Annotated in this window: 18 protein-coding genes and 1 pseudogene; 4 read left to right on the top strand and 15 right to left on the bottom strand. The window is 59.0% G+C overall.

Annotated elements, in window-relative coordinates; genetic code table 11:
- Positions 1 to 76: 76 nt before the first annotated feature.
- The 6 genes and pseudogenes from QRM96_RS09185 to QRM96_RS09210 form a co-directional block, all read right to left on the bottom strand.
- Positions 77 to 469 carry an Hpt domain-containing protein gene (locus QRM96_RS09185; RefSeq protein ID WP_285319348.1) on the bottom strand — a complete coding sequence of 131 codons (393 nt, stop codon included), beginning with the start codon at positions 467 to 469 and terminating at the stop codon, positions 77 to 79.
- Positions 466 to 2487 (bottom strand): glycosyltransferase, encoded by a 2022-nt coding sequence (locus tag QRM96_RS09190; protein ID WP_285319349.1) that lies wholly within the window; start codon positions 2485 to 2487, stop codon positions 466 to 468. Before QRM96_RS09190 ends, QRM96_RS09185 begins: the two co-directional genes overlap by 4 nt.
- Positions 2487 to 4193, bottom strand: a complete 1707-nt coding sequence (locus tag QRM96_RS09195) for a glycosyltransferase family 39 protein (protein ID WP_285319351.1) — start codon at positions 4191 to 4193, stop codon at positions 2487 to 2489. The genes QRM96_RS09190 and QRM96_RS09195 overlap by 1 nt, the downstream gene beginning before the upstream one ends.
- On the bottom strand, positions 4183 to 6201 hold the full coding sequence (locus QRM96_RS09200; protein ID WP_285319352.1) for a cellulose biosynthesis cyclic di-GMP-binding regulatory protein BcsB: 2019 nt from the start codon (positions 6199 to 6201) through the stop codon (positions 4183 to 4185). Before QRM96_RS09200 ends, QRM96_RS09195 begins: the two co-directional genes overlap by 11 nt.
- A 119-nt stretch (positions 6202 to 6320) precedes the next feature.
- On the bottom strand, positions 6321 to 6464 hold the full coding sequence (locus QRM96_RS09205; protein WP_285319353.1) for a hypothetical protein: 144 nt from the start codon (positions 6462 to 6464) through the stop codon (positions 6321 to 6323).
- Between the two features lie 50 nt (positions 6465 to 6514).
- A pseudogene (locus QRM96_RS09210) lies at positions 6515 to 6652 on the bottom strand (MBL fold metallo-hydrolase); the annotation flags it as partial.
- A 292-nt stretch (positions 6653 to 6944) separates the two neighbouring features.
- Here QRM96_RS09210 and QRM96_RS09215 point away from each other — a divergent pair.
- Positions 6945 to 7211 carry a hypothetical protein gene (locus tag QRM96_RS09215; RefSeq protein ID WP_285319354.1) on the top strand — a complete coding sequence of 89 codons (267 nt, stop codon included), beginning with the start codon at positions 6945 to 6947 and terminating at the stop codon, positions 7209 to 7211.
- On the opposite strand, the gene QRM96_RS09220 is transcribed toward QRM96_RS09215, so the two are convergent.
- The 9 genes from QRM96_RS09220 to QRM96_RS09255 form a co-directional block, all read right to left on the bottom strand.
- On the bottom strand, positions 7208 to 7960 hold the full coding sequence (locus QRM96_RS09220) for an SGNH/GDSL hydrolase family protein (RefSeq protein ID WP_285319355.1): 753 nt from the start codon (positions 7958 to 7960) through the stop codon (positions 7208 to 7210). The genes QRM96_RS09215 and QRM96_RS09220 overlap by 4 nt on opposite strands.
- A gap of 125 nt (positions 7961 to 8085) precedes the next feature.
- Positions 8086 to 8913, bottom strand: coding sequence for an MBL fold metallo-hydrolase (locus tag QRM96_RS09225; RefSeq protein WP_285319356.1), 828 nt, complete (start codon positions 8911 to 8913; stop codon positions 8086 to 8088).
- 532 nt (positions 8914 to 9445) lie between these two features.
- Positions 9446 to 10771 (bottom strand): oligosaccharide flippase family protein, encoded by a 1326-nt coding sequence (locus QRM96_RS09230; protein WP_285319357.1) that lies wholly within the window; start codon positions 10769 to 10771, stop codon positions 9446 to 9448.
- A gap of 941 nt (positions 10772 to 11712) precedes the next feature.
- Positions 11713 to 12261 (bottom strand): glycosyltransferase, encoded by a 549-nt coding sequence (locus QRM96_RS09235; RefSeq protein WP_285319358.1) that lies wholly within the window; start codon positions 12259 to 12261, stop codon positions 11713 to 11715.
- The gene (locus QRM96_RS09240; RefSeq protein ID WP_285319359.1) at positions 12261 to 12716 is read right to left on the bottom strand and encodes a glycosyltransferase family protein; all 456 of its coding nucleotides are present in this window, start codon (positions 12714 to 12716) and stop codon (positions 12261 to 12263) included. The genes QRM96_RS09235 and QRM96_RS09240 overlap by 1 nt, the downstream gene beginning before the upstream one ends.
- On the bottom strand, positions 12713 to 13912 hold the full coding sequence (locus QRM96_RS09245; RefSeq protein WP_285319361.1) for a glycosyltransferase: 1200 nt from the start codon (positions 13910 to 13912) through the stop codon (positions 12713 to 12715). Before QRM96_RS09245 ends, QRM96_RS09240 begins: the two co-directional genes overlap by 4 nt.
- Positions 13866 to 14423, bottom strand: a complete 558-nt coding sequence (locus QRM96_RS21010; RefSeq protein ID WP_350224062.1) for a serine O-acetyltransferase — start codon at positions 14421 to 14423, stop codon at positions 13866 to 13868. Before QRM96_RS21010 ends, QRM96_RS09245 begins: the two co-directional genes overlap by 47 nt.
- Positions 14413 to 15978 (bottom strand): tyrosine-protein kinase domain-containing protein, encoded by a 1566-nt coding sequence (locus QRM96_RS09250; RefSeq protein ID WP_350224063.1) that lies wholly within the window; start codon positions 15976 to 15978, stop codon positions 14413 to 14415. The genes QRM96_RS21010 and QRM96_RS09250 overlap by 11 nt, the downstream gene beginning before the upstream one ends.
- A 178-nt stretch (positions 15979 to 16156) precedes the next feature.
- Positions 16157 to 17545, bottom strand: coding sequence for an O-antigen ligase family protein (locus QRM96_RS09255; RefSeq protein WP_285319364.1), 1389 nt, complete (start codon positions 17543 to 17545; stop codon positions 16157 to 16159).
- A gap of 248 nt (positions 17546 to 17793) precedes the next feature.
- On the opposite strand from QRM96_RS09255, the gene QRM96_RS09260 reads away from it, so the two are divergent.
- The 3 genes from QRM96_RS09260 (at position 17794) to QRM96_RS09270 (ending at position 22510) form a co-directional block, all read left to right on the top strand.
- Positions 17794 to 19287 (top strand): sugar transferase, encoded by a 1494-nt coding sequence (locus tag QRM96_RS09260; protein WP_502934886.1) that lies wholly within the window; start codon positions 17794 to 17796, stop codon positions 19285 to 19287.
- A 38-nt stretch (positions 19288 to 19325) separates the two neighbouring features.
- Positions 19326 to 20639: a UDP-glucose dehydrogenase family protein gene (locus tag QRM96_RS09265; protein WP_285319366.1), complete on the top strand. Its 1314-nt coding sequence runs from the start codon at positions 19326 to 19328 to the stop codon at positions 20637 to 20639.
- Positions 20640 to 20803: 164 nt separating this feature from the next.
- Positions 20804 to 22510 carry a DUF4012 domain-containing protein gene (locus QRM96_RS09270; RefSeq protein WP_285319367.1) on the top strand — a complete coding sequence of 569 codons (1707 nt, stop codon included), beginning with the start codon at positions 20804 to 20806 and terminating at the stop codon, positions 22508 to 22510.
- Positions 22511 to 22569 lie beyond the last annotated feature (59 nt).

Here is a 22569-nt window from a genome sequence, read left to right on the forward strand (position 1 = left end):
CCTATCGGCGGGAAAACTCCAGCGGGGACCTGCAAGATTCCCCAGGCATGCCCACCTGCCGTCCCAATACCCCGGGTCAGGGGTGCAGCAGCCCGTTGACGACGGCGCCCCCGGCCGTCCGGACGGCGGCGACGGCGGGTGCCAGGACCTCGAGCAGGGGTTCCGCGGCTGCCCAGTCGCCCCGGCACATCAGCGCCTCCATGGTTTCGGCGACCGCCGCCAGTTGCAGGGCGCCCACCATGGTGGAGGTGACTTTGAGGCTGAGCGCCCGGTCCATGGCGGTGTCCCAGTCGCCACCGCGGACGGCGTGGCACACCGACGCCAGCCGGTCCGGCAGCATCTCCAGGTAGGTGCCCAGGAACGCGTGCGCGCCGGCGGGGCTGTCCAGCTCCTCCCCCAGGTCCCTGACGTGCCGGGGGTCCAGCACCGGAAGGGTCAGCGGGTCCAGCACGGAAAGGTGCGCGCTCACGCGGACCACCGCCCGTCGTCGTGGTATTCCTCGTCCAGGCCGTGCGGGGTCTTCTCCCACTTGTGCGGGCTGGAGAGCATCTGCCAGGCCGCCCGCCACGCGGCCACGGCGTGCAGCACCCAGTACGCCGGGTTGAGCAGCGCGAAGATGGCGATCCGCCAGCCGTGCCGCCGCCAGGTGGCGATGCCGGACACCAGGATCATCATGGCGTTGCCGAACAGCATGGACACCACCCCGCCCAGCAGCAGCCACTCGGGCAGCACCAGGCCCACGAAGTTGTAGCCCACATAGGTGACCACGGTGAAGCCGAGCACCAGCGGGTAGGCCAGGAACGCCAGCGGGGTGCCCAGGATCAGGCCCAGGAAGCCGACGGCGCCGGCCACCCCGGTGCGCTTGACGTACCGGACGGTGTTGCGGGTGTTCACGGCCGCGGTGACCATGTATCCCTTGATCCAGCGGGTGCGCTGCTTGATCCATGCCGGCACCTGCGAGCAGGCTTCCTCCCAGGTGGTGGAGTTGATGACGCCCACCCGGTAGCCTTCGACGGCGGCGCGGAGCCCCAGGTCCGCGTCTTCGGTGACGTTCCACGGGTCCCAGGCGCCCACGAGCCGCAGCAGCCGGGTGTCGAAGTGGTTGGAGGTGCCCCCCAGCGGCAGCGGGATGCCGGAGCGGTCCAGGCCCGGGAGCATGGAGTCGAACCAGTGCGTGTATTCGATGGCGAAGAGCCGGGTGAGCACGTTCTGGTCCGCGTTGAAGTAGTTCAGGGCGGCCTGCACGCAGATCAGCGGGCGCCGGTCCGGGGCCAGGTAGCGGCGTTCGAAGGCGTCCTGCCGGAACGCGTCGATGGCCGCGCGGAGCTGTCCCGGGTCGGGCCGGTCTTCGGCGTCGTAAATCACTACGTACTCGCCGCGCGCGAAGGTGAGGCCGTAGTTGCAGGCCCTGGGCTTGGTTTGCGGCTCGCCGCGGGGCACCACCAGGATCCGCACGTATTCGGGCGGCCGGGAGCGCTTGGCGGCCTCGATGGTTTCGGTGTCGTCCTCTTCCAGCAGCACCAGCACGTCCAGCTTGGAGCGCGGATAGTCCAGCTGCCCCAGGTTGGCCAGCAGCTTGTTGATGATGTTGGCCTCGCGGAACACCGGGATCAGGATGGTGTACACGGGCAGTTCGCCGTCCGGGATCCGCCCGGCCAGCCCGGACGGGTCACCCAGCGCTCCGGTCCCCACGCCGCGCCGCTCCAGTTCCCGGGCCTGTGCCTTGGCGGCGGCCCTGTCATGCAGCGCGTCGAACGGCTGGCGGAGGCTGGCCAGGGTCTTGAAGCCGATGCTCACCAGGAACACCACGTTCACGGCGGTGAGCAGCACGATCACGGTCAGCTGCGCATCGAGGAGCAGCCCGCCCAGCAGGCAGCTGAGCAGGACGGCGGGCAGGAGCCGCTGCCACAGGTTCAGGGCGGTGCGGGCGGAGCCGTCCGGTTGTTCCTCGGCCAGGCGTTCGGCGGATTCGTAGAGCAGGTGGTTGCGGAAGGCGCGCTGGATGGAGTGGTTGATGTCCCAGTCGGTGGTGGTGCGGAACACCACCTGTTCGGCCCCGGGGATGCGGAGCGCGGCGCGGCGGATCTCGTCGCTGGGTTTGACGGCGGTGGCCACGGTGAGGACGCCGTCCTCCAGGTGCCAGGGCAGCCAGCCGGGCTCGGACACCTCGGTGAAGCTCAGCTGCTCCAGCAGGGCGTCGTCCGAGGGGTGCTGCACCAGGTCCACCAGGGGCGCATCCCATTGCTCGGCCAGCACCTGGTAGACGTGCCGCCGGTTCAGCCCGGTTTCCAGGATGATGTGCCGGCCCAGCAGGCCGCCTTCGGTGTTCGCGCGGTCCAGGGCGCGGTCCAGCTGCTCCGGGGTGATCAGCCCTGCCATGAGCAGCGACTGGCCCAGCGCCACGGACTGCACGCCCACGCCGTCGTCCAAGGAACCGGCGGGACCACCGGCGCGGGCGGTGGAGAGGACCGGGGCGTGCTCTGCCATCAGTTGACGGTCCTTTCGTAGATCCGGTGCGTGGGGCTGGAGAACACCACGGCGTAGCGGGCGTTGAACGTGGGGCTGGCGCTGATGGCCTGGTGCACCAGGTCCGTGAACCCGGAGTCCAGGGGCGCGTCCTCGCCTTCGACGTTCACCAGCACCCATTTGGCGTACTTGGCCGGGTCCTGCAGGGCGGGGCCAAAGTGGTCGCCGGCGGCCCGGTTGTAGATGTTGGCGAGCGGGATGCCCATCATGGGGAGCACGGCGTTCCCGCGGGCGCTTTCGTCCAGGAGGATCCCGCCGCCGTCGTAATGCTGTTTCAGCCAGCGGGCCGCGGCGAAGGAGTAGGTGTTGGAATCGTGGGACATGCGGCCCTCGGCCAGGATGGCCATCCTGCCGGCGGGGTCCTGCAGCCACCACGCGTTTTGCCCGGCCAGGGCGAGCAGGAGGAACGCCACAACCCAGGAACGGGTCCGACGGCGGCGGGTCACCTGGTGCACGAACGCCGCCACCAGCACGGCGGCCAGGGGCAGCGCGGTGAGGGCGAAGCGGTTGTTCCACCAGGTGCTGGGGAGCGAATGGTCGTTGTTGATGGCAGTCTGGCCCAGGTAGAGGCTGACCAGGGCGAAGGCGTAGGCGCTTCCGGTGACGGCCACCAGCAGGGTGCTGGTGGCCAGTCCGCGCCGGTACACCACCACCAGGGCGCCGCAGGCCGCGGCGGCGAGCACCACCACGCCCAGGGTTTCGAGCAGGGACCAGTGGAACGTCCAGAGGGTCAGGCCCAGGTTGCCCTTGGTGGGGAGCAGGCCGCCGTCGGTGATGTTCTTCTGCTGGGCGTAGGCGGAGTACTGGCCGAACATGAATTCCAGCGGGTTGCCGTAGATGGCCCAGTTATAGGAGAGCCACCAGAGGACGGCGGCGGCGGGGACCATGGCGTAGGCCGCGGCCATCTTGGTGGCCTCGCGCCATTGGCGGGAGCGGCGGAGCTCGGTGACCAGGACGAACAGGGTGCCGGTGAGGACCAGCGCCCAGCCTTCGTAGCGGGAGAGCACGGCGGCGCCGGAGGGGATGCCGGCGAACACGGCCAGCTCGCCGGCGCTCATGCGGCGGCGGCTGGTGGCCCAGTGCGCCAGGCCCGCCATGCCGGCCACCAGGCACATGAGCAGCACGGGTTCGGTGAGGGCGGTGGTGTAGGTGTAGAGGATGGCGGGGTTGGCCAGGAGCACCAGCACGGCGGCCAGCCGGCCGGTGCGTCCGTACCCCAGGCGGGCGCAGATCCGGTACAGCCCGGAGGCGGTGGCGGCCAGGGCGATGATACCCAGCACGCAGGCGCCCCAGCCGCTGCTGAACATCCAGAGGTTGATGATGAACGGCATGAGCAGCAGGTGCGGCATGGGCAGCCACACGGTGCCGAGCTGTTCGAAGCCGGGGGCTTTGCTGTCGAACACGCGCCGGGCGATGGTGAGGTGGCTTTGGGCGTCCGAATAATCCAGGTTGCTGCCCTGCCCGGTGGTGTAGAGGCAGGCGAGGAAGCCGACGGCGGCCGCCACCACGGCGATGGCGGCCGTCCCGGGGACGCGGCGCCCGGCAGCCGGGGCACCCAGGGCGGTCCAGGTGCGGGCCAGCCACGGGGCCCGCTCCCCCGCCGGCGCCGCCGGTCCGGCCGGCGCGTCCGTCAGGAGTGCGGGGGCCGCCTGCAGGTCACTGGCCATGGGCGGTGTCCGCGGCGGCCTGTTCCAGGGCGTCGGCGTGGGCCCGGGCGGTGCGACGGTGCTTGCGGCGGAGCAGGACCCGGGTGCCTGCGGCCAGGATGAGCGCGGCGGCTGCGGCGGCGAGCCAGAGTGCCAGCGGCCGGAAACTGTCGGTGACCTCGGCCTGCGGGGTGATGGCGTTGGTTTCCAGCAGCACGGGGTTGCCGGTGGTCTGGGTGACCAGGAGGTTGCGAGACAGGGAGCTCCAGCCGCCGGGCTGCTGCTGGATGTAGCTGGCCAGGCTGGCCTGCAACGTTCCTGGGGTGGCTGCTGCCTCCGCCGTGGCGTCGGCAGTGTCCGGGGCCCAGCCGCCCAGGAGCAGGAGGTTGCGGCCGTTGTGTTCGTAGGCTTCCAGGGCGCCGTAGGCGGCGGTGGTGCCCACGCCGTACTCGATGTCCTTGCTGGAGACGGTGCGGAACCCGGCGAGCCGGAGCGGGGCACCGGCCTGTTCGGCGGTGGCGGGGGTGGCGCCCACCAGGAGGCCGGAGTCGCTGGAGTCCAGCAGGGCGGCGGGGGTGGTGAGGCGGACGTCCAGGAGGGCGTCGTTGTCGCGTTGGAGGGAGAACGCCAGCGTGGCGGCGTTGATGGTGTTTTCCTGGGCGGTAGCGCCGGCGTCGAACGCGATGGGGAGGGTGGTGCCCAGGACCTGGGGGAAGCGGGCGAAGCCGGGCTTGATGGAGTGGCCGCGCTGGGCGGTGAGTTTGCTGCCGGTGGTGTCCACGGTCAGTTCCATGGGGAGCAGGCCCGCGGGGCCGGAGCAGTCGCCCCCGGCGGGGAGGGCGGTGAGGCGCAGGCGGAGTCCGTTGCGGGACTGGATGTGGCCGGCGGGGACGTCCGCGGTGATGTCGAAGGTGTCGCCGTTGAGGGTTTGGGAGCTGAGCAGGTAGTCGTTCCAGTAGACGGAGAGTGCGGCCTGCCCGCCGGTGGGGATGGCGGTGTGGGTGCCGCGGAGCTGGAGGCTGATGGCGGAGACGGGGCCGCCGAACTGGGACTGGTTGACGCCCAGGTAGGTTTCCTGGGTTCCGTAGCCGGACAGCCGGATGGCCTGGGCGCCCAGGTCCGTGAAGGTTTGTTCGGGTCCGGCGGCGGCTGGGACGGTGGCGGTCATGCCGGTGACGGTGGCGCCGTCCGCCAGGGCGGATTTGGTGTCTGCCAGGGCGCGGGCGGCGGTGCGGAGGCCCTCACCGGTGCCGGTGATGGTCAGGGCGGGGCGGCCGGCCCGGGTGCCGAGCGTGGTGCTGGCGGCGCCGTCCGTGCTGCTGATGGTGATGATGCGGGAGCCGGCGGGGAGGGCGGCGGCCTGGGCGTCCATGTCCGACGGCGGCACGAGCTTGAGGGCGGCGTCAGGGTAGCGGTGGGCCATGGCGGCGGACGCGGCGAGGACGGCGGCGGAGACGTCCGTGGCGGGTTCGGCCGGGACGGGGATGAGGATGGCCGGTACGGAGGGGGCCAGGAATTCGGCCACGGTGGTGGGCGCGGTTTCGGTGCCCTGGGTGGTGAGGCTGAGGCTGCTGAGGGTGGCGGTGGACTGGGTGGCGGTGCAGACGTCCCGGACGGCGGGGTTGTATTCGAGGGCCAGGACCAGCTGGTGGTCGGTGAGGTCCGCCGCGCTGACGGGGGCGTCCAGGGCGATGGTTCCCTTGGCGGGTGCTTCGAGGAGGGTCCTGCCCTGGGCGCTGACGCGGATGGTGCCGGTGGTGGGCTGGCCGGTGACGGCGATGCTGCCGGTGATGCGGGCGGGCTGCAGGCCGGGGGCCACCGGGACCGCGAGCTCCTGCCCGGACTGGCCGGGCATGGCCGAGACGGAGCCCAGGCTGGCGTTGGCGGTGGCCGGGTTGGTGTGGGTGGCGGCGCGTTCCGCGGGTGCTGCGGCGGGAGCGGCGGCTGCGGCGGTGGCGGGCTGGAATGGGACGGCGGCAAGCAGGGCGCAGGTGAGAACAACGCTCCCTGCCCGGAGACGTGAGAGCATGCCTCCACCTTGGCGGGGCGAACTCAATTTACCCTGCGGCGCACCCTCAAGGTTGACTCAAGAATGGGTGTTCGTGCAGCTCAGGACTGCTTTTAGGGTCCTGTGCTTCGGTGGCGCGCTTACCGCTCCACAGCCATCAGGACCACCCCGATGGTGGCCACGGCCAACGCGGCCAGTGCCACGTAGGAGATGAACCGCAGCCTGCGCTGCCGTGCATCCCGCTTCGAATAGCGAACGTCGTAACTTCCCCCGTGCCGGCTCATGCGCTGACCATAGGGAGGAAACCTCAAGATTGGCTGTGAACGGCCGTTTGTTACGAGGCGTCTTGGCCGCTGCGCCAGTTCTCCTGGAACCGTTTGATGAACCACCGGGACTGCTCAGGGCCGTAGGGCAGGACGGGAATGGCCTTGGTTGCGTCGTTGGGGGTGTCGCGGATGGACTGGCGGGCCTGGCCCATCTGGATGCGCTCAAGGTTCTCATACCGCCGATCGCCCCTCCGCTCATCCGGGGATCAGGGATTTGTCAAGCTAGAAATGGTGTTCGGCCGGGGACTCATGCTGGAAACGGCAATGTCAGGTGTGCCTGGTGGCTGGATGATTCGGGCACGAGCGCCACGCTATCGATCGCGACAGGTGCGGCAGTCCTCGGGAACATGTCCAAAATAATGTCCACAGATCTGGCGGCGACGGCAAACCTCTACCAACTTTCCAGCGGCCGGAACCGCATGGAGCGTTGGCGATACCTTGGAGTTCAGCGGCATTTTCTCCGCCGACGGCGCGAGCCGGCCACGCATCCAGATCTTCGCTACAGGCGCGGCCTCGACTGAGCAGAGTCTGAACCTGATCTACAACACCAAAGTGGCGGTCACACGGGGCTACTTCGGCAAACGCTGGAAGGTGCCTGCCGGGACAACCGCCGTTAGCCTCGGCCTGAAAATGACTGCAGGACCTGGAGTCGTTGACTTCGCACGCGTCGGGGTCGCAAACCTCACAACTCTGGGCATCGCCTAAGTTGTTGGTTTCGTCCTCGCCATGAGGGCATCCTTCAGCTTGTTGGCGATCAGAACATGGCCCGCCACCGTCGGGTGACCGGTGGCGGGATCCATGTTCGCATCCTTGTTGATATCGCTGATCCACTGCTCGGCATCAGGGTCCACAAACTGCACACCAGATATCTCCGCGCCGTTCGAAATTGCGCGGTCAACGATGGTGATTCGCGGATCTTTTGGATAGCCGGGGGACATCGGCCCCATAAGCACGACCTGTACAGCGGGGAACTTGTCTTTCGCAGCCTTTACCGTGTCCACAACGGCCTGCGTAAGGTCAAAGTGTGATTGGTCCCTGTCGTTTGTCCCGCCTTGAATCACCATGAGCTTTAGTGCGGGATCGGCTGGAAGGGCCGCTATGCGCTGCCGGTAGTCGCCTTCCGTCCGCTTGTTTGGGTTTAGGAAGCCGGACCCTGGGAAGCCAAGAACTTGGCCATCCAGATCCATCTTGTCAATCGTGAGGTACGCGAAGCCTTGCTTGAAGTCAGGGATGTGCTGCCCGAAAGTCCATGAGTCGCCAAGGAAGATGGCTTTGTCGCCAGCCTTGATACTCAGCGGCACGAGCGGTGGAAGCGTTGGCGCTGGCGTGCTGGGCGGGAGCGTCTTCCCGGCATCGTAGGCCTTCTGCACTTGCTCGGAAACAGGAGGTGGAGTTGAGGAACACCCGGTCAGGACGAGAGCAGCCGACAGTGCAAGGAATCCCCCAAGTTTCATGATGGCAATTCTACGATGACCTAAGGGACCAACGAGACGAATTAGGTTCCCGCCTGCCGGACCTATGGCGACACCTAGGTTGAAATATCCGTCACGCGAAAGTCGCTGGAACCCACGCATGAGTCTTAGGACGCACGACTCGTCTCTCCGCGGTTCTCCTGCAGACGCTTGATGAACCACCGGGACTGTTCGGGTCCATAGGGCAGGACGGGAATGGCTTTGGTGGCATCATTCGGCGTGTCGCGGATGGACTGACGGGCTTGGCGAACAGCGGTTGTCATGGTGTTGGCCATGGTTTTGACGAACTGGTCACTGCAGGGCTTACCGTGGCCGGGAATCAGAAATTCGTACCGGTGGCGCAGCGCGGAGATGTGCCGGAGCGCGTCGGCCCACTCCTCGGGGTAGGAGTCTTCGAAGGAAGGATGGGCGCCCTGTTCCACCAAGTCACCCACATAGAGCGTGGTGGGCGTCCCCACTAAAAGATCGCCATCTGTGTGGCCGCGGCCCAGGTAGAACAGGGTTGGGGTAAGGCCGCCGAGGTCCACCAACACGGGCTGGTCTTTGACGATTGCGTTGGGCACCACGAGTTCCACGTTCCGACCTTCACCGGCGGCCATCTCTGGTTCTAGCGTTCCAACGTGCCGACGCTGGATGTCACCGAGCTGGTCTATCTCGACGGCGCAGTTCTGATGGGCCCAGAATTCGGAAACGCCAGCTTCGGCGAAAACGGCGTTGCCGAAGAAGTGATCGTAGTGGGCGTGAGTGTTGACGACTACGAGAGGTAGGTCCGTTTTGAACCTTACTGCATCAAGTATCTCGTGCCCCTGGCGGGGGCCGCATCCGGTGTCGATGACCATCGCGCGCTCGGAGCCGACGATCAGGCCCGTGTTCAGTAGGGATCCTTCGGTAACAAGGACATAGTTGTCCGTGCCGACTTCGAGCCATTCCGACATTGTTTCTCCGTACCTCCGGCAAAGCAGCGTGCATACATCCTTGGTGACCGATTGTACCTACCAAAGTAGCGACACTCGGGAATCAAACCAATCGACTGCCGTCGTCGTAAAAGCCGGTTCGTCTGCTCAGTGCCGGGAGACACGCCGAAAGGAGGACTACGGTCACTTACGCCAAAATGCAGCCATCCGACGGCCGATGGATCTCAAGCTCATGACGGGACCACGAAACACAAAATCCGCGCTGACGCCACGCCTCTTCAGCAGGTCGATAAGTTCAAGAAGGTCAGGGTCTTCCACCGCATCGTGCCGGCCAGGGTTTTGGGCAGGTTTCATGAGGAAGACACTATTTACACGGACCGCGGACTACACCAGTAGAGAGTACTCAGATGTCGCCGGATGAGTACTTGAATTCAAACTTCCGTGGAAGACGAGCCGAAAACTGAGACTGCATACTGAACTTCAAGGCAGCGAAGCTGCGGAGTTCAGAAGATCGCATCGATTCAAGCGACGAGTGAGGCTACCAAAAAGTTCGCTATCGCGGAACTCGCAGCCTGCGTAGCAGACCCGCCATGATGGCAAAATCGTTCATTCGAACGCCGTAAAATTCCCGCCAACAAATTTTATGTCTACGTTGAACATAAACAATATTACCGTGACTAGCAAATAGATTTCCTACCAAGGTGGCAATTGCGGCACCAACCGCTCCAAAACTTGGAACAAGTGCGAACAAGACTGCAATACTCAAGAAGCACGCTATCGTAAGGGAAAAACTCCGTAGCTCAGGAGCTCCCCGCGCACCCAAAGCGGCACCAGCAATAGATCCCGGGGTCCCAGCAACAACGGCAAAAATAAGGATCAACATGGCGGGTATGGCATCACTGAATTCTCGACCAAAAATTATAGGGACCCAGATAAACAGAGTAGCGGCCATAACAATACCGATGATCAGGCAAACAAAACTTGAGATACGCGCCGACGCAACCAAACGGTGATCATCACTTTCAGCTGCATCCGACGTGAACATGACTTCACGAACTGCGGTGTTAACTATCAGTGGTACTTCACTGACATTTACGGCAATTGCATAAAGTCCGAGTTGATACGGGCTTGACAACGGAGCCATGATCGCTTGATCAACTCGGAGAAGCAGGACGCCCGATATAGACCCAAACCAGACCCTTGAGCCGTACCAAAGAAGAGAACGCCTTGTAACAGCCACAGCAGCTGCCGGATTCAGACCCCCTCCACGAACCCCTTTTTTGGCCAGAAATAGATACGAGGTCCCCGACAATACTGGAGCAACGGCAAGGCAAATAGAAGCAGATAGTGGTGTCAGCTGGCCAACCAAAGCCAACGCAGCAATGCTTGCGACCCGAAAGACGCCGGTTAAAATTCTCTCAAAAGCAACCAGTTTCCAAGAATTTAGACCAGAAGCTGCACCCCTGAGTAGAGCGACAACGAGAGCTGGAGCTGTCGCGGTACTCACAATAACGATTAGATCGCTGAGATGCGACCTCCCCGCACTCAAAACAGGAGCCAAGAAATACACGCCAAGCGTCGCCAGCAGCCCGCTCAGAACCACCATCCATATAGTCCGCTTTACAATGCTTCCCCACAAACCCGGAAACCGGGCCACCGCCTGAGTCACAGCTTCCGGAAGCCCAAGAGTAGCAATTGAAACTGCGAGCAGGTACGGTGCCGTTGCCGCCGCCAGCTCACCCCGCCCCACTACCCCAAGGCTTTGAGCAAGAATAGGAGCAATTAACAGCGTCGACAGGGGTGGAACAAGATTTCCAACTCCGTTGATGAAAACCCGCGACGAAACCGAACGCGGATCCCCCCCTGTCGATGTATTCAAAAGCCTAAACCTCACTAAATAGAATCGGGATGGAAACCTGGCTGAAGGACCCCACTGTCTCTGGCATCCATGCCGTACCAAACGCAACTACAGGGACGGAGAACTGTTACCCACTCATTCGCTCAATATCTTCCTCACGATAAGTAGCCGCGATCTGTCGATCGTTACCGTCCATGAGAACATTGTTTCTTGAAAGGGCTAGTCCCTGAGTTCCTGGAATAACCGGAAACTCAATCGGACTCTTATGAACCTGGCGAGTCGGAAACCCACTTCCCACGGCTGAAGCGTGGAGCCACACATCATCCGCGTGAGGAGAGACCACCAAAAAGTCGGTTCCTCTTGCCTTTAGAATCCGCAGAAGACCGGGAGGGTACAGCGCCCCGGATGCCCCGGTGCTAAAAGAACTAAAGCTGGGAAGATCGTCTAAGCACGGCTCCCATTGACGATACGGTTCAATGACAGAACCGCTAATGGACACCCTGTGGGCCCTGAAACATGACACAGATGTCGGATACTCAAGATATGACTGGAGGAGCTCCCTTAGCCAAAACCGCGGATAAATGATGTCATCATCTGCAGTCACCAGGGGCAAATAGAAGTTCTCCTCAGATTCGACGAATGAGTAAAACTTTTTGTGCGGACCATAATTTTTAGTGCGTCTGATCTCAAGCCCACGACGCTGAAGGCGTAACAGCGTCCTCGGCAAATCGTTCAGTATAGCCTCGTCATCAATCCAGAGAATGAGCCTGGACGGCCTAACTGCTCCCCTTGCAATACTCTCAACGGAAAGAAAGACCCAGCGAGTCCGCTTGGAATAAGTCGTAAGAGAGACAGCGCAGGCTCCGTCACCCGTTACTGACTGGTTGCCCACTAGGTTCATGACAGTAAATACAAAGAGCGACGGGACAAGTCGTATTAGTCCCAGAAGCCTTCTCAAAGAACTATTGGCTCTTTTCATCGCCGACCTTGGCAAGAATATTCACGTTGGCCCAAAAATCTTTGTGAAATCGAGAAGCCCTACGTTCACTATCTGCAGTCGCACGCACGCACCTGGCAACTCGATTAGCCTTTGGAACCTCTAATTCATCCCGCAGAACAGCAGAAATATTAGACGCTTGAAGAACATTCTTGCCAAGTCCGAGATTATCCACCGCCTCTGCAAAATCAACCTGGTGATTATCAACATGTTCGTTTAGCTCTCGTCGCCGGCCTAGGACAAGCGGCCAAGTTTCCTGTTCAAGAGCCCCAAATACATTGCCGGGGCTCGCCTGAGAAATCAATATGTCCGCGGAATGAAGGTGAGAAGTCATATCATCATGCGAAAAATATCGAACTGACTCCACATTCGCCATAGTGGGCCAATATCCCGTCCCGAACTGTACGACAAACAAAAGGTTTGGGAACTGATGAATCGCACTACGCACACCATCGAGCAGTCTCTGAAAGGGCTGTTCGTGGGTACCGACAGAAACGAGCACCTTCGTAATCACTAGCGACTCCTTCCCAGATTGACACGATCCGAATACCCAGGCAACTGGGTCTCCCATTGACATACATAAAGGTCCGTAAATGGCCGAACTAATTTTGCCGTCAGTGTAGGTAGGGAAATTCGGTCAATACACTCTATAAATACATTCTTAGATCGTCTGACAACTTTACCGACCATAAAAAATGGCAACGCGGCCGCCGCGCCAGTGCTGATTACGATGTCTGGACGTTCGATGCGCATTACACGAATGGCTAGGGCAGTATTACGAATTGCATTCTTCAAACTTCGGTTCGTGGGCCAATACAGCCAATAAGTTTGATAGCCCTCAAGTTTGGCAAGCGCATCCGGTTTGTTGAAGGTTGCAAATACGACTTCATACTCGTCCGGTGCCGGGAATATTGCAAGCATCTGATCTAAGTGCCCGCCGGAGCTACATACACAGAGGATCTTTTTCATCGGACAGGCCCGTACTCTGCAGCCCGCGCGACCCAAGCCTTTACGGTAGAGTCAAGAACATACGGCCTTATGTAGTCTGACGCGTCGATAGGCCAAGATTCACGACGAGCAATCTGCGTGTTTATTGTTTCTGCCAAATCTTGTGGGTCACTTTTACGATAAAGCTCAAGAATATGCGGGTTCGCTCCCAATACAGCGCGCATTTCGGTGGGTCCTATGGAATCTGCCGCAATAACAGGTGTTCCGACGGCCATCGCTTCCAACAGCACAATACCGAAGGCCTCGCTTACGGCACCGTGAACCATGAGATCGCACGCTTGCATGATTCCGTAGGGGTTGGGCATTCCACCGTGCAGGATTATCTCCACGTTCTCACAACTTTGGGTCTCCAGGAATTCCCTGAGAGGCCCCTCCCCTACGACGTGCCATCTTATAGCTTCACCGGTCTGACGCAGACCTTCCAGAGTATCTCTTAGGCCTTTTCGTTCAATTAGCGAACCGACAGTCACGATGTTTAGCTTGTCTCTGCTAAAAACATTGGGCACGTTGGCTTCACTGGCTTTTTTTCTCACGAGCTCGGGCTCAACAACACTAGAGATGACTGCAATGGGTTTGGTCAGGTTGTACTGCAGACGCATGGAGTCGGCAACCGTATTCGTGTTTGCGGAAAGAAGTTTTTTCCTGCGGAAAATACTTCCAATCAAGGCCTGTTTTAGCTTGCCAAATCTAATGAAAGCAGCGTGATCAGAAGGATCAAGATCTTCGCAGTAATTGTAGACATGTTGAGGAGTCCTCTTTTCCGCCCAAGCGCAAGCTAAGATGCTAGACCAAAGCTTCACAATAACAAACGATGGTTCGATAGTATTGAGCACTTTGGCTAGACGCCGTGCGGTCTCCAAGGTCCGAATCTGGCTATATAGGCCTAGATCGTGAACAATTACTTCTTCCGCGAGCTCCGAAACCAGGCCGCCTTTTGCTTCATGTAAAACAACGTGGCACGTGATGCCTCGACTGACCAGTTCGTTGGCGAGCAGTACTGTCTGCCGTTCCGCGCCGCCATAACGCAGGTGCGGTTGAATGATGGTGATAGCTTGCACGTGAATTCCCCAGTTAGTTCGATATGCATCAAGGGTGCATAAAATTGCTTTGCTACGTTCGATGTAGCTGACGCGCCGGATTTCCGACAACAGTTGCATTGGTCGGCACACTCTTTAGTACAACGGAGCCGGCGCCCACAATGGCACCATCGCTTACCATGATCGGTCCAAGAATTTGTGCTCCGGCCCCAACATTTACGTTGTTTCCAAGGGTGGGAGGACCGTCGGGTTTTCCTTGAACCCCTCGTATACCCAACGTCACTCCGTGTCGCAGAGTACAATCGTGCCCAATTTTCGATTTTCCGTGAACTACAAGACCGGTTCCATGCATTATTCGCAAGCCTGGCCCGATGACTGTTTCGGGCGGAATATCTATCCCAATGATCCACCCGACAGCTACTTTATATATTGTTCGGACTGGAAACAAAAGTCTCCGCCCCATCCGTGGCAGGGAGAGCGACCAACTCGATATGCGATAGAGGACCAGGGCTGCCCTTACCTTAGTATTGCCCGGGTTAGCTGCCCAATCGCTCCGGCACGTTCGAATCAGGAAGCGAATTCCCTCGTTACGGGTAAACGGCGCGTCGTGGCTGGCAGTATTAGTCTTCATCAGCGAAGCGGCTAGAGCGGAATCGCGCCGGGGACCGTTGTCCAGTTAGCGAGGAAATATGAATTCCATCTTCTTCGTAGGACGACTCGAGAGACCCATATCCGTTCGTGGAATACGGCTGGCTTGAATTTCGGCTGTCCCTGCGGCGGGTGCCCTGCTGCCGTTGAACGTCTGACCCGTAATAGCTATACGAATAGGCATCCGGACCCTTGACAGGCAGCCTATTGAGGACCACGCCGAGTATAGGTGCGGCCACCATCTCGAGTGCGGATATCGAGCGTTGGATCTCAGCGGTTTTAGTCGCCTGCGCCTCTATTATTAGCACCACGCCTCCCACGTGCTGGGCTAGAACGGCAGCGTCCGTCACTGGAAGAAGCGGCGGCGCATCGATGACGACGATGTCATATTGCGCCTCCACATACATCAGTAGGTGCTTCATGGCTTCAGAACCCAGGAGTTCGCTGGGGTTGGGGGGAATCTGCCCTGAAGTCAGGACCGCCATTCCCTGCGGTCCCCAGGGTTGGAGAAGGTCCTCAACATCCGCGTTCCCAACCAGTGCCGTCGTCAGCCCTGCGTTTCGGTCTAGACCTAGATACTCACCGATCTTCGGCCTTCGTAGGTCTCCATCCACAAGCAGAACGGACTGCCCAGACTCGGCGAGAGATATTGCAAGGTTTGCGGCGGTCGTGCTCTTGCCTTCCCCCGGTGTGGACGAGGTCACCAACAGGGTCCTAGAGGACTGGCCAACGTGAGCGAACTGCAAGTTTGTGCGAATCTGCCGAAAAGCCTCAGCACGGATGCTCTGGCCTTGCGAGTCCGAGATAAGAGGCGACTTAGCCGCGTCAGTATCAAAGGCAACTCCGCCAAGCAGTGGGATGTCGGTCAATCGGCGCAGATCCTCCTCCGTCCGGATCGTATTGTCACTGAGGAACCTAATGATTGCGAAGGAGAGTCCAGCGAGGAGACCGGCAACAAGACCGATGATGAGGTTGTTACGCACATTTGGGGACGACGGTGATTCAGGTGCAGCAGCCGGACTCAATATGGTCAGCCGAACTGGAGAGGTTCCGCCCGTTTTCGGCTTTTCTAGTTCGTCAACGACCTGAACAAGGCTTGAGGCCACACCTTGGGCTATTGCCGCAGCTTGGACAGGTGACGCGTCCGAAGCTGAAATCTCGATGATTACTGTGTTGAGTTCACTGCTCGCTTTGACTTTCTTAGCCAGGTCCGCAGACGTGGTTGAAACACCAAGCGAAGAGATCACAGGGTCGAGGACAAGTGGCGTGGTGACTGTTTCAATGTATGACTGCACGCGTGCTTGACTGAATGTATTGCCCTGCTGTAGCTCAGAGACACTCCCCGTACTCTGAATCGCCACGAAGAGTTTCGTGCTCGCGGTGTATGTAGGTTCGACTACAAACGTGGAGACGCCCCCCACGAGCACACCAACAAACGTCAAAGCGCTAATTCCGACCCAGTGCCTACGGATGACCCGTAGATAGTCGCTAAAATTCAATCGAGGTCCCCCTGTAGAGCTCTGATATGAGCACGCCACCTGGCCTACTCCCAGAACGGCAAAAATGGTCGGCTACATCATCATACTGGGCGTCGTACAGGGTGGCACATTGTGGCAGAGTGCCTTCAGGTTCATCCTGGTTGAGGTGTGTAGCTTCAGGACCCAGCAGGTTTGAACTAGATCGCGAAGATCAGGCGCGGGCTGTTCCGTTCCCGGCTTACATTCCACTCGACAGGTGACGCGCATGAACATCTGGTTTGGTTCTTTGAGCTGTGTATCCCGGGCGTGGGTGGCGACGACTACTACGTCCGATCGAGTGGACTTCACGGTTGACCGATCTCCCGAAGTCGGAAGTTAGCCCTGAATCCCCTTCAGCATCATTGGATTGTTGACTGTAGCCCAGAAGCGCCAGCCCCACTCCGAAGAAGACAAGAGAATGGGTGTCCCCATACAGGGCAGTGTTATCGCCTTGCCCGTGAATGAAGATCCACCCAGCCATTGCAAGTAAACAACACGCTACTGCAGAATATCTGTCACGGCCGGAACGAGACAAGGTAATGCAGACAGCAAAGATTGCGCCAAAAAACAAAAGAAGAGCTGCAACACCCGGAATGCCGGTGTCGAGCCAAGTTTGCAAAATCAAATTGTGAGCGGGTCGAACGCTGAATCCAATTTCGCTTCCAAACTTTTCGTACTGCGAGAACCATCCACCGTAACCCAAGCCGAGAAAGGGGCTTTCCGAAAGGCCATCAATTGCGACATTCCACATCAATTGACGTGATCCGAATGTGTGGCTGGAATCCATGGCAAATTCGGGCACCTTGTCAAGAATATAAGCTAGACCGGCCTGCAGACCCAGCACGGCAACCATGATACCTGGAAGGAAGAGATGGGCTTTCTTAGCTGCTGCATAAAGCAGCACACATGCCCCCACCCATGCAACTCCGATGAATAGCGCTGTCTTAGATCCGGTCAACAGTGCCCCGGCGTACGCCATGACGGCCACAAGCAGATACGCCTTGGACTTAAACTTGAAGAATGAAGCCATGAACAAGGCCGAACAAACGCCCATGAACATGGACGCCGTGTTTCCATTTACAAAAAATCCACCCGCTTTCCCGTCGAGTACAACGTTGTTAAACAGATCCGAATATATCCGAGTGACGCCTTCTCCGGAAAAGTATCGCGCAATCGAAGATCGCAAGTAAGTTGATTCGATTTTTGGGAATAAGAAGAAAGTAGCAATCAAGACAGCGTGAAAACTGACGAACAACCCCGAGATATCCAAGACCTTGCGAAATCGATTTGGAGCAAACGTAAGGACATCTGTGGAGGCTACGAGCACAACAAGTAGAGTGAATGTTGTTCCGGCTGATCGGATGGCTTGGAGTGGATCCGGCGACCAGGCAGCAGAGAAGGCCTGAATTAGAACGATTGCCCCGATTGCGATTGTAAATTTGGGCAATGCTATTATTTTTTTACTAAGGAGAACGAACGGCGACATTATCAAGATCCACCATATCGACAAGGGCAGAAACGGCAGGACATACAATTGCAGTACACCCAAGACCATTGCGATCAGCAGGAACCAGAACATCAAATTCATTCGTCCTGAAGACTGCCTCCGTACGAACATCTGACCCGACATATGTGTCGCCTTTCATAAAAGCACGGGCGGCTCGCCTCGTTCTGTTTGGACCATGTCGCATACGTAGCCAGTCGAACAGGACTCTTTCGACCGTTCACGGGCGTCATTAGGTCCAGCAACGGCAGTGACAACACGAGGTTCGAGACGGATAAGCCCCAGTGCGCAACATTCGGAGAGCGCCTTCGAAGGCTGTACCCTGTGTGATGATGACCGCAGTATCAGTTTGCGGTATTTCACAACGAGGCACAATTTGGGGATCGAACTTGGGGACTGTGTCTGATTGGCGGGCCGTAGCATCTCGGCGTCTTAAGGTGGTTGACGGCCTGGTGGTCGCCTGGGCTGTGACGGGAGCTTTTGTGGTCCGGTTTGGAGTCGAACCGGACTTTGTCGTCTCGGGCCAAGAATTTAGTTACGTCTGGCTGTCCGTCGCTTTGGGGGTAGCGTGGTGGCTCATGTTGGGCGCCTGGAACAGCCGGCAAACTCGGATTCTAGGCTCCGGAGCCGACGAATATAAGAGAGTTGCCGCTGCCTCTCTCTGGCTTTTTGGCCTCTTGGCAATCGTGTCATACGTACTAAGAGTCGACACAGCTCGAGGTTACGTCGGGATAGCTCTGCCTGTTGGCCTGGCAGGGCTTCTGTTGGCTAGATGGCTGATCCGACAGCACCTAAACGTTGCCCGTCAGGATGGGCGCGCCATGTCACGACTCCTGATACTCGGCGGACCGAGCGCCGTAGCACATTTGGCCGCCTCGCTCGAAGGCGCCAGGCACGCTGGTTACCTCCCCGTCGCCGCTTACACACCAGGATCCCCTGATTCGGGATCCCTGCACGTGGCATCCGCGCTGCCGGTCTTGGGTCACAAGCCAGATACTTCGTCAATTCTTGAAGCTATTGATAGATGTTCCGCCGACGCTGTGGCGGTTTCCGCTGGCGTCCAGCTGCACCCACAAACAATCCGTCATCTAGGGTGGGAATTGGCCTCCAAGAATATCGGCTTGATCATGGCCCCGGCACTCACGGACATAGCGGGCCCTCGGATTCACACACAGCAGGTAGCAGGTCTCCCCCTTATTCATGTCACAACTCCGACCCTCGAGGGTGGCCAGCACATAGCAAAGCGCCTATTTGATATAGCAGTTTCAACCTTTCTGCTCGTCCTCGCCTCGCCTGTAATGATCATCGTTGGCGTCCTAGTCAAAGTTGGTAGCCGTGGGCCTGTGCTCTTTAGGCAAGAACGCGTCGGAATAGGCGGCAAGCCTTTCTACATGCTGAAATTTCGATCAATGGTGGTTGATGCGGAACAGCAAATATCGAACCTAGCTAGCCAGAATGAAGGCAGCGGCCTTCTGTTCAAGATACGCGACGATCCAAGGGTTACACCGGTTGGCAGGGTAATTCGCCGCTACAGCCTTGATGAGTTACCGCAACTTTTCAATGTGTTAGTAGGTTCAATGAGCCTTGTTGGACCGCGTCCCCCCCTTCCCCGCGAAGTAGAGGCCTACGAGCGTGACGTTCGGAGAAGACTGCTTGTGAAGCCCGGTCTAACCGGTCTGTGGCAAGTAAGCGGAAGGTCAAACCTTTCTTGGCAGGATTCGGTCCGCCTTGATCTTTACTACGTAGAAAACTGGTCTCTAGCTGGAGACCTAGTCATTCTCCTGAGGACATTCCGTGCCGTCTTCCACAGCACCGGAGCGTACTAGGCTTCCCTGCTAATAAACTTTCCCGGAAGGATTTCATAATGAAAATATCTGTAATTGGGTGCGGGTACCTCGGAGCCGTTCACGCCGCCTGTATGGCTAAATTGGGCCATGAAGTCGTGGGTATTGACGTAGACGAACGCAAGGTCACAGAACTCTCGGCTGCTAGAGCGCCTTTTTTCGAGCCAGGTTTGGAAGACCTTCTCAAGGACGTGCAATCAACTGGTCGGTTATCATTTTCCTCGGACATCGCGTCTGCGGAAGGTAGCGCAGTGCATTTTATCTGTGTGGGCACTCCGCAAAAGAAGGGTGAAAACGGCGCCGACATGGCTTACGTAGACGCGGCCGTGTCTGATCTCTTACCCCACCTTTCACCTGGCGACCTGGTAGTTGGCAAGTCAACGGTTCCGGTAGGCACAGCAGCACGCCTGTCAACGAAAATCCGAGAATCCCAGCCAGCCGCGCATCTGCTTTGGAACCCTGAATTTCTTCGTGAGGGTCATGCAGTTTCCGATACCCTCAATCCCGACAGGCTTGTTTATGGCGTCACGGGCGGATCAGAAGAACACCCCTCAGTTGAGACACTCGACTTGGTTTATTCAGCGCCTTTGGAGGCTGGAACTCCACGTCTCGTTATGGATTTGCCCACGGCTGAACTTGTAAAGACAGCGGCCAATTCATTTTTGGCAACCAAGATCTCTTTCATCAACGCTATGGCTGAGCTTTGCGACGCGGTGGGCGCTGACGTCACGCTCCTAGCGGATGCCATTGGCATGGATGACAGGATTGGCCGTAAGTTCCTAGACGCAGGGATTGGCTTTGGCGGAGGTTGCCTCCCGAAGGACATACGAGCATTCATGGCACGTGCCGGTGAACTAGGTGCGGACCAAGCTTTGACGTTTCTTCGAGAAGTTGATGCTATCAATATGCGGCGTAGAACACGGGTAGTGGAGATAACTCGAGAGCTATGCGGAGGCTCGCTGCTGGGTAAGCGGCTTACAGTGCTCGGCGCGGCCTTCAAGCCAAAAAGTGACGACGTGCGGGATTCACCAGCACTGAGCGTGGCTGCACAGTTGCAGCTGCAGGGGGCAGTCGTGACGGTCACGGACCCAGAAGCGCTGACCAACGCAGCCCGCCGGTTTCCAGAACTGCACTACGAAGAGTCAACCGAGGCAGCACTTCGTAGGGCCGACGCTCTGCTCCTACTAACAGAATGGCCGGAGTACCGCGATCTAGATCCTTACGACGCGGCGAGGTTAGTGGCTTCACCCAGGATTCTCGACGGGCGAAACGTATTGGACTCCAACAAGTGGCGTGCCGCTGGTTGGACTTACCGCGGACTCGGCCGCCCCTGATGACGGCCTTTGGCGTCCCTCAAGATTCGCCCACGAAGCACGGCATTGCACGTCCTACCAAGCCAAAGAGTCAACGGCGTTCGAAAAGGCTTTGGGTTGCAATCCTGTTATTGCTCTTAGTTGCGGTCGGGGCGGCCGCTTGGTTGGGACTTAGGGCGTCTTCCTTGAAGACTGAACTGGTGACGGCTGCTAGTCTCGTTTCTCAGCTGAAAGAGGATATTTCCAAGTCCGATGCAACATCGGCGGAAAGAACTGTCGCCAGTATCCGTGAGCACACCTCAGCCGCAAAACGAATGGCAGGAGATCCCCTATGGACCTTGGCCTCCGGCGTGCCGTTGGCGGGTCCGAATTTTAGTGCTGTAGCGGAGATCGCTCGGGCCTCCGATGACGTCGCTGTCTTGGGACTAAGTCCGTTAGTCAGCGTCTACGACTCACTAAACTGGGATACGTTGCTGCCCAGCAACACTGGTAACAACTTAGAGGCGATCAAGAGTGCAGCCCCAAAAGTGGCAGCATCCGCCTATGCGGTTCGTGCCTCGTCCGAGAGGCTCGAACGAATTGATGCGTCTTTACTTCTGCCTCAGGTGGCAGATCCTCTACGCCAAACCACGGACGAGCTGAACCGCGCGTCCGGTGCACTAGATTCTGCCGCTGACGCCGCACTCGTAGCACCACAAATGCTTGGCGCGAACGGTCACAGAGACTATTTGCTTATGATCCAAAACAGCGCCGAGACCCGAGCCTCAGGTGGTATACCAGGTGCTCTGGCGGTGCTGACCTTCGACCAAGGCAAGCTCACGCTAGGTTCTCAGAGTAGTGCGGCTGACCTCGGGGTCATGGCGCCAACGTTGCCGGTTGATGAGCAACAACAGCAGATATACACATCTCGTCTGGGCAAATATATGCAAGACGTTAACCTCACCCCTGACTTCCCTACAGCTGCCGGAACAGCACACGCGATGTGGAAGGCCAAGACTGGACAGGACGTTGACGGTGTAATTTCCATAGATCCGGTCGTGCTCAGCTACATCCTTCAAGCCACGGGGCCTGTCGCTATAAACGGTCCTGAACTCAAGGCAGTTAAGGCTGCAGGTTTACCAACAGAGCTTACCGGAAGCAACGTGGTGCCCACACTTCTTTCGGACGTGTACGCCAAAATACAGGAACCCAAACTACAAGATGCTTACTTCGCCGGGGTGGCAAAGGAAGTATTTGCCGCCCTTTCAGGCGGAAAAGGGGAAGCCAAAGGGCTAATTACCGGCATTACCAGAGGCACGGAAGAAGGACGCGTCCTTCTGTGGTCTACAAGTTCCGAGGAGCAGTCAGTCATCGCTAAGTACCCAGTCAGCGGTTCAATCGCTGGCCCGAGTGTCTCGCCTGCACAGTTCGGCGTTTACTTTAACGATGGAACCGGCGCGAAAATGGACTACTACGTCAAGCACACGGTCCAACTCGTAAGAGAGTGCCCCAAGGATGGTTACGAACAGACCACCGTCCGTGTCACCACGATTAACAGTGCACCAGCAGACGCGGCTACGTCATTGCCCGCCTACGTCACTGGAGGAGGCTACTTCGGTGTGCCTCCTGGATCGGTTCAAGGCAACATAATTGCGTACGGCCCTGTCCAGGCCAATATCGAATCCGCGAGCGTTGATGGGCATCGCACAGAGTTTGCTCCTTACCAACACGCTAACCGACCCGTCGGCGTCTTGGCTCAGCGTCTGGCACCAGGACAAAGCAAAACAGTGGAGTTCACTTTCGGAAAAATTGTTCAGCACACGGAACCTGACCTGGTTGTCACACCCACTGTGCAGCCAGTAAAGGACGTTGTCCTTCCCACGCAAAACGCGTCCTGCGATCAGGGCCAGTGACGGTCGCGTTAACACTATGTAAACCGACTGGATTGAGGTTGGTTACAACCTATCCGGGA

Source organism: Pseudarthrobacter sp. lyk4-40-TYG-27 (assembly GCF_030209295.1).
Classification (GTDB): Bacteria; Actinomycetota; Actinomycetes; order Actinomycetales; family Micrococcaceae; genus Arthrobacter.

Excerpts from the sequence above, each read along its gene's own strand:
- QRM96_RS09190 (WP_285319349.1), bottom strand. The coding sequence starts at position 2,487 with ATGGCAGAGCACGCCCCGGTCCTCTCCACCGCCCGCGCCGGTGGTCCC.
- QRM96_RS09195 (WP_285319351.1), bottom strand. The coding sequence starts at position 4,193 with ATGGCCAGTGACCTGCAGGCGGCCCCCGCACTCCTGACGGACGCGCCG.
- QRM96_RS09200 (WP_285319352.1), bottom strand. The coding sequence starts at position 6,201 with ATGCTCTCACGTCTCCGGGCAGGGAGCGTTGTTCTCACCTGCGCCCTG.
- QRM96_RS09205 (WP_285319353.1), bottom strand. The coding sequence starts at position 6,464 with ATGAGCCGGCACGGGGGAAGTTACGACGTTCGCTATTCGAAGCGGGAT.
- QRM96_RS09220 (WP_285319355.1), bottom strand. The coding sequence starts at position 7,960 with ATGAAACTTGGGGGATTCCTTGCACTGTCGGCTGCTCTCGTCCTGACC.
- QRM96_RS09225 (WP_285319356.1), bottom strand. The coding sequence starts at position 8,913 with ATGTCGGAATGGCTCGAAGTCGGCACGGACAACTATGTCCTTGTTACC.
- QRM96_RS09240 (WP_285319359.1), bottom strand. The coding sequence starts at position 12,716 with ATGAAAAAGATCCTCTGTGTATGTAGCTCCGGCGGGCACTTAGATCAG.
- QRM96_RS09245 (WP_285319361.1), bottom strand. The coding sequence starts at position 13,912 with ATGCAACTGTTGTCGGAAATCCGGCGCGTCAGCTACATCGAACGTAGC.
- QRM96_RS21010 (WP_350224062.1), bottom strand. The coding sequence starts at position 14,423 with ATGAAGACTAATACTGCCAGCCACGACGCGCCGTTTACCCGTAACGAG.
- QRM96_RS09255 (WP_285319364.1), bottom strand. The coding sequence starts at position 17,545 with ATGAATTTGATGTTCTGGTTCCTGCTGATCGCAATGGTCTTGGGTGTA.
- QRM96_RS09260 (WP_502934886.1), top strand. The coding sequence starts at position 17,794 with ATGACCGCAGTATCAGTTTGCGGTATTTCACAACGAGGCACAATTTGG.
- QRM96_RS09265 (WP_285319366.1), top strand. The coding sequence starts at position 19,326 with ATGAAAATATCTGTAATTGGGTGCGGGTACCTCGGAGCCGTTCACGCC.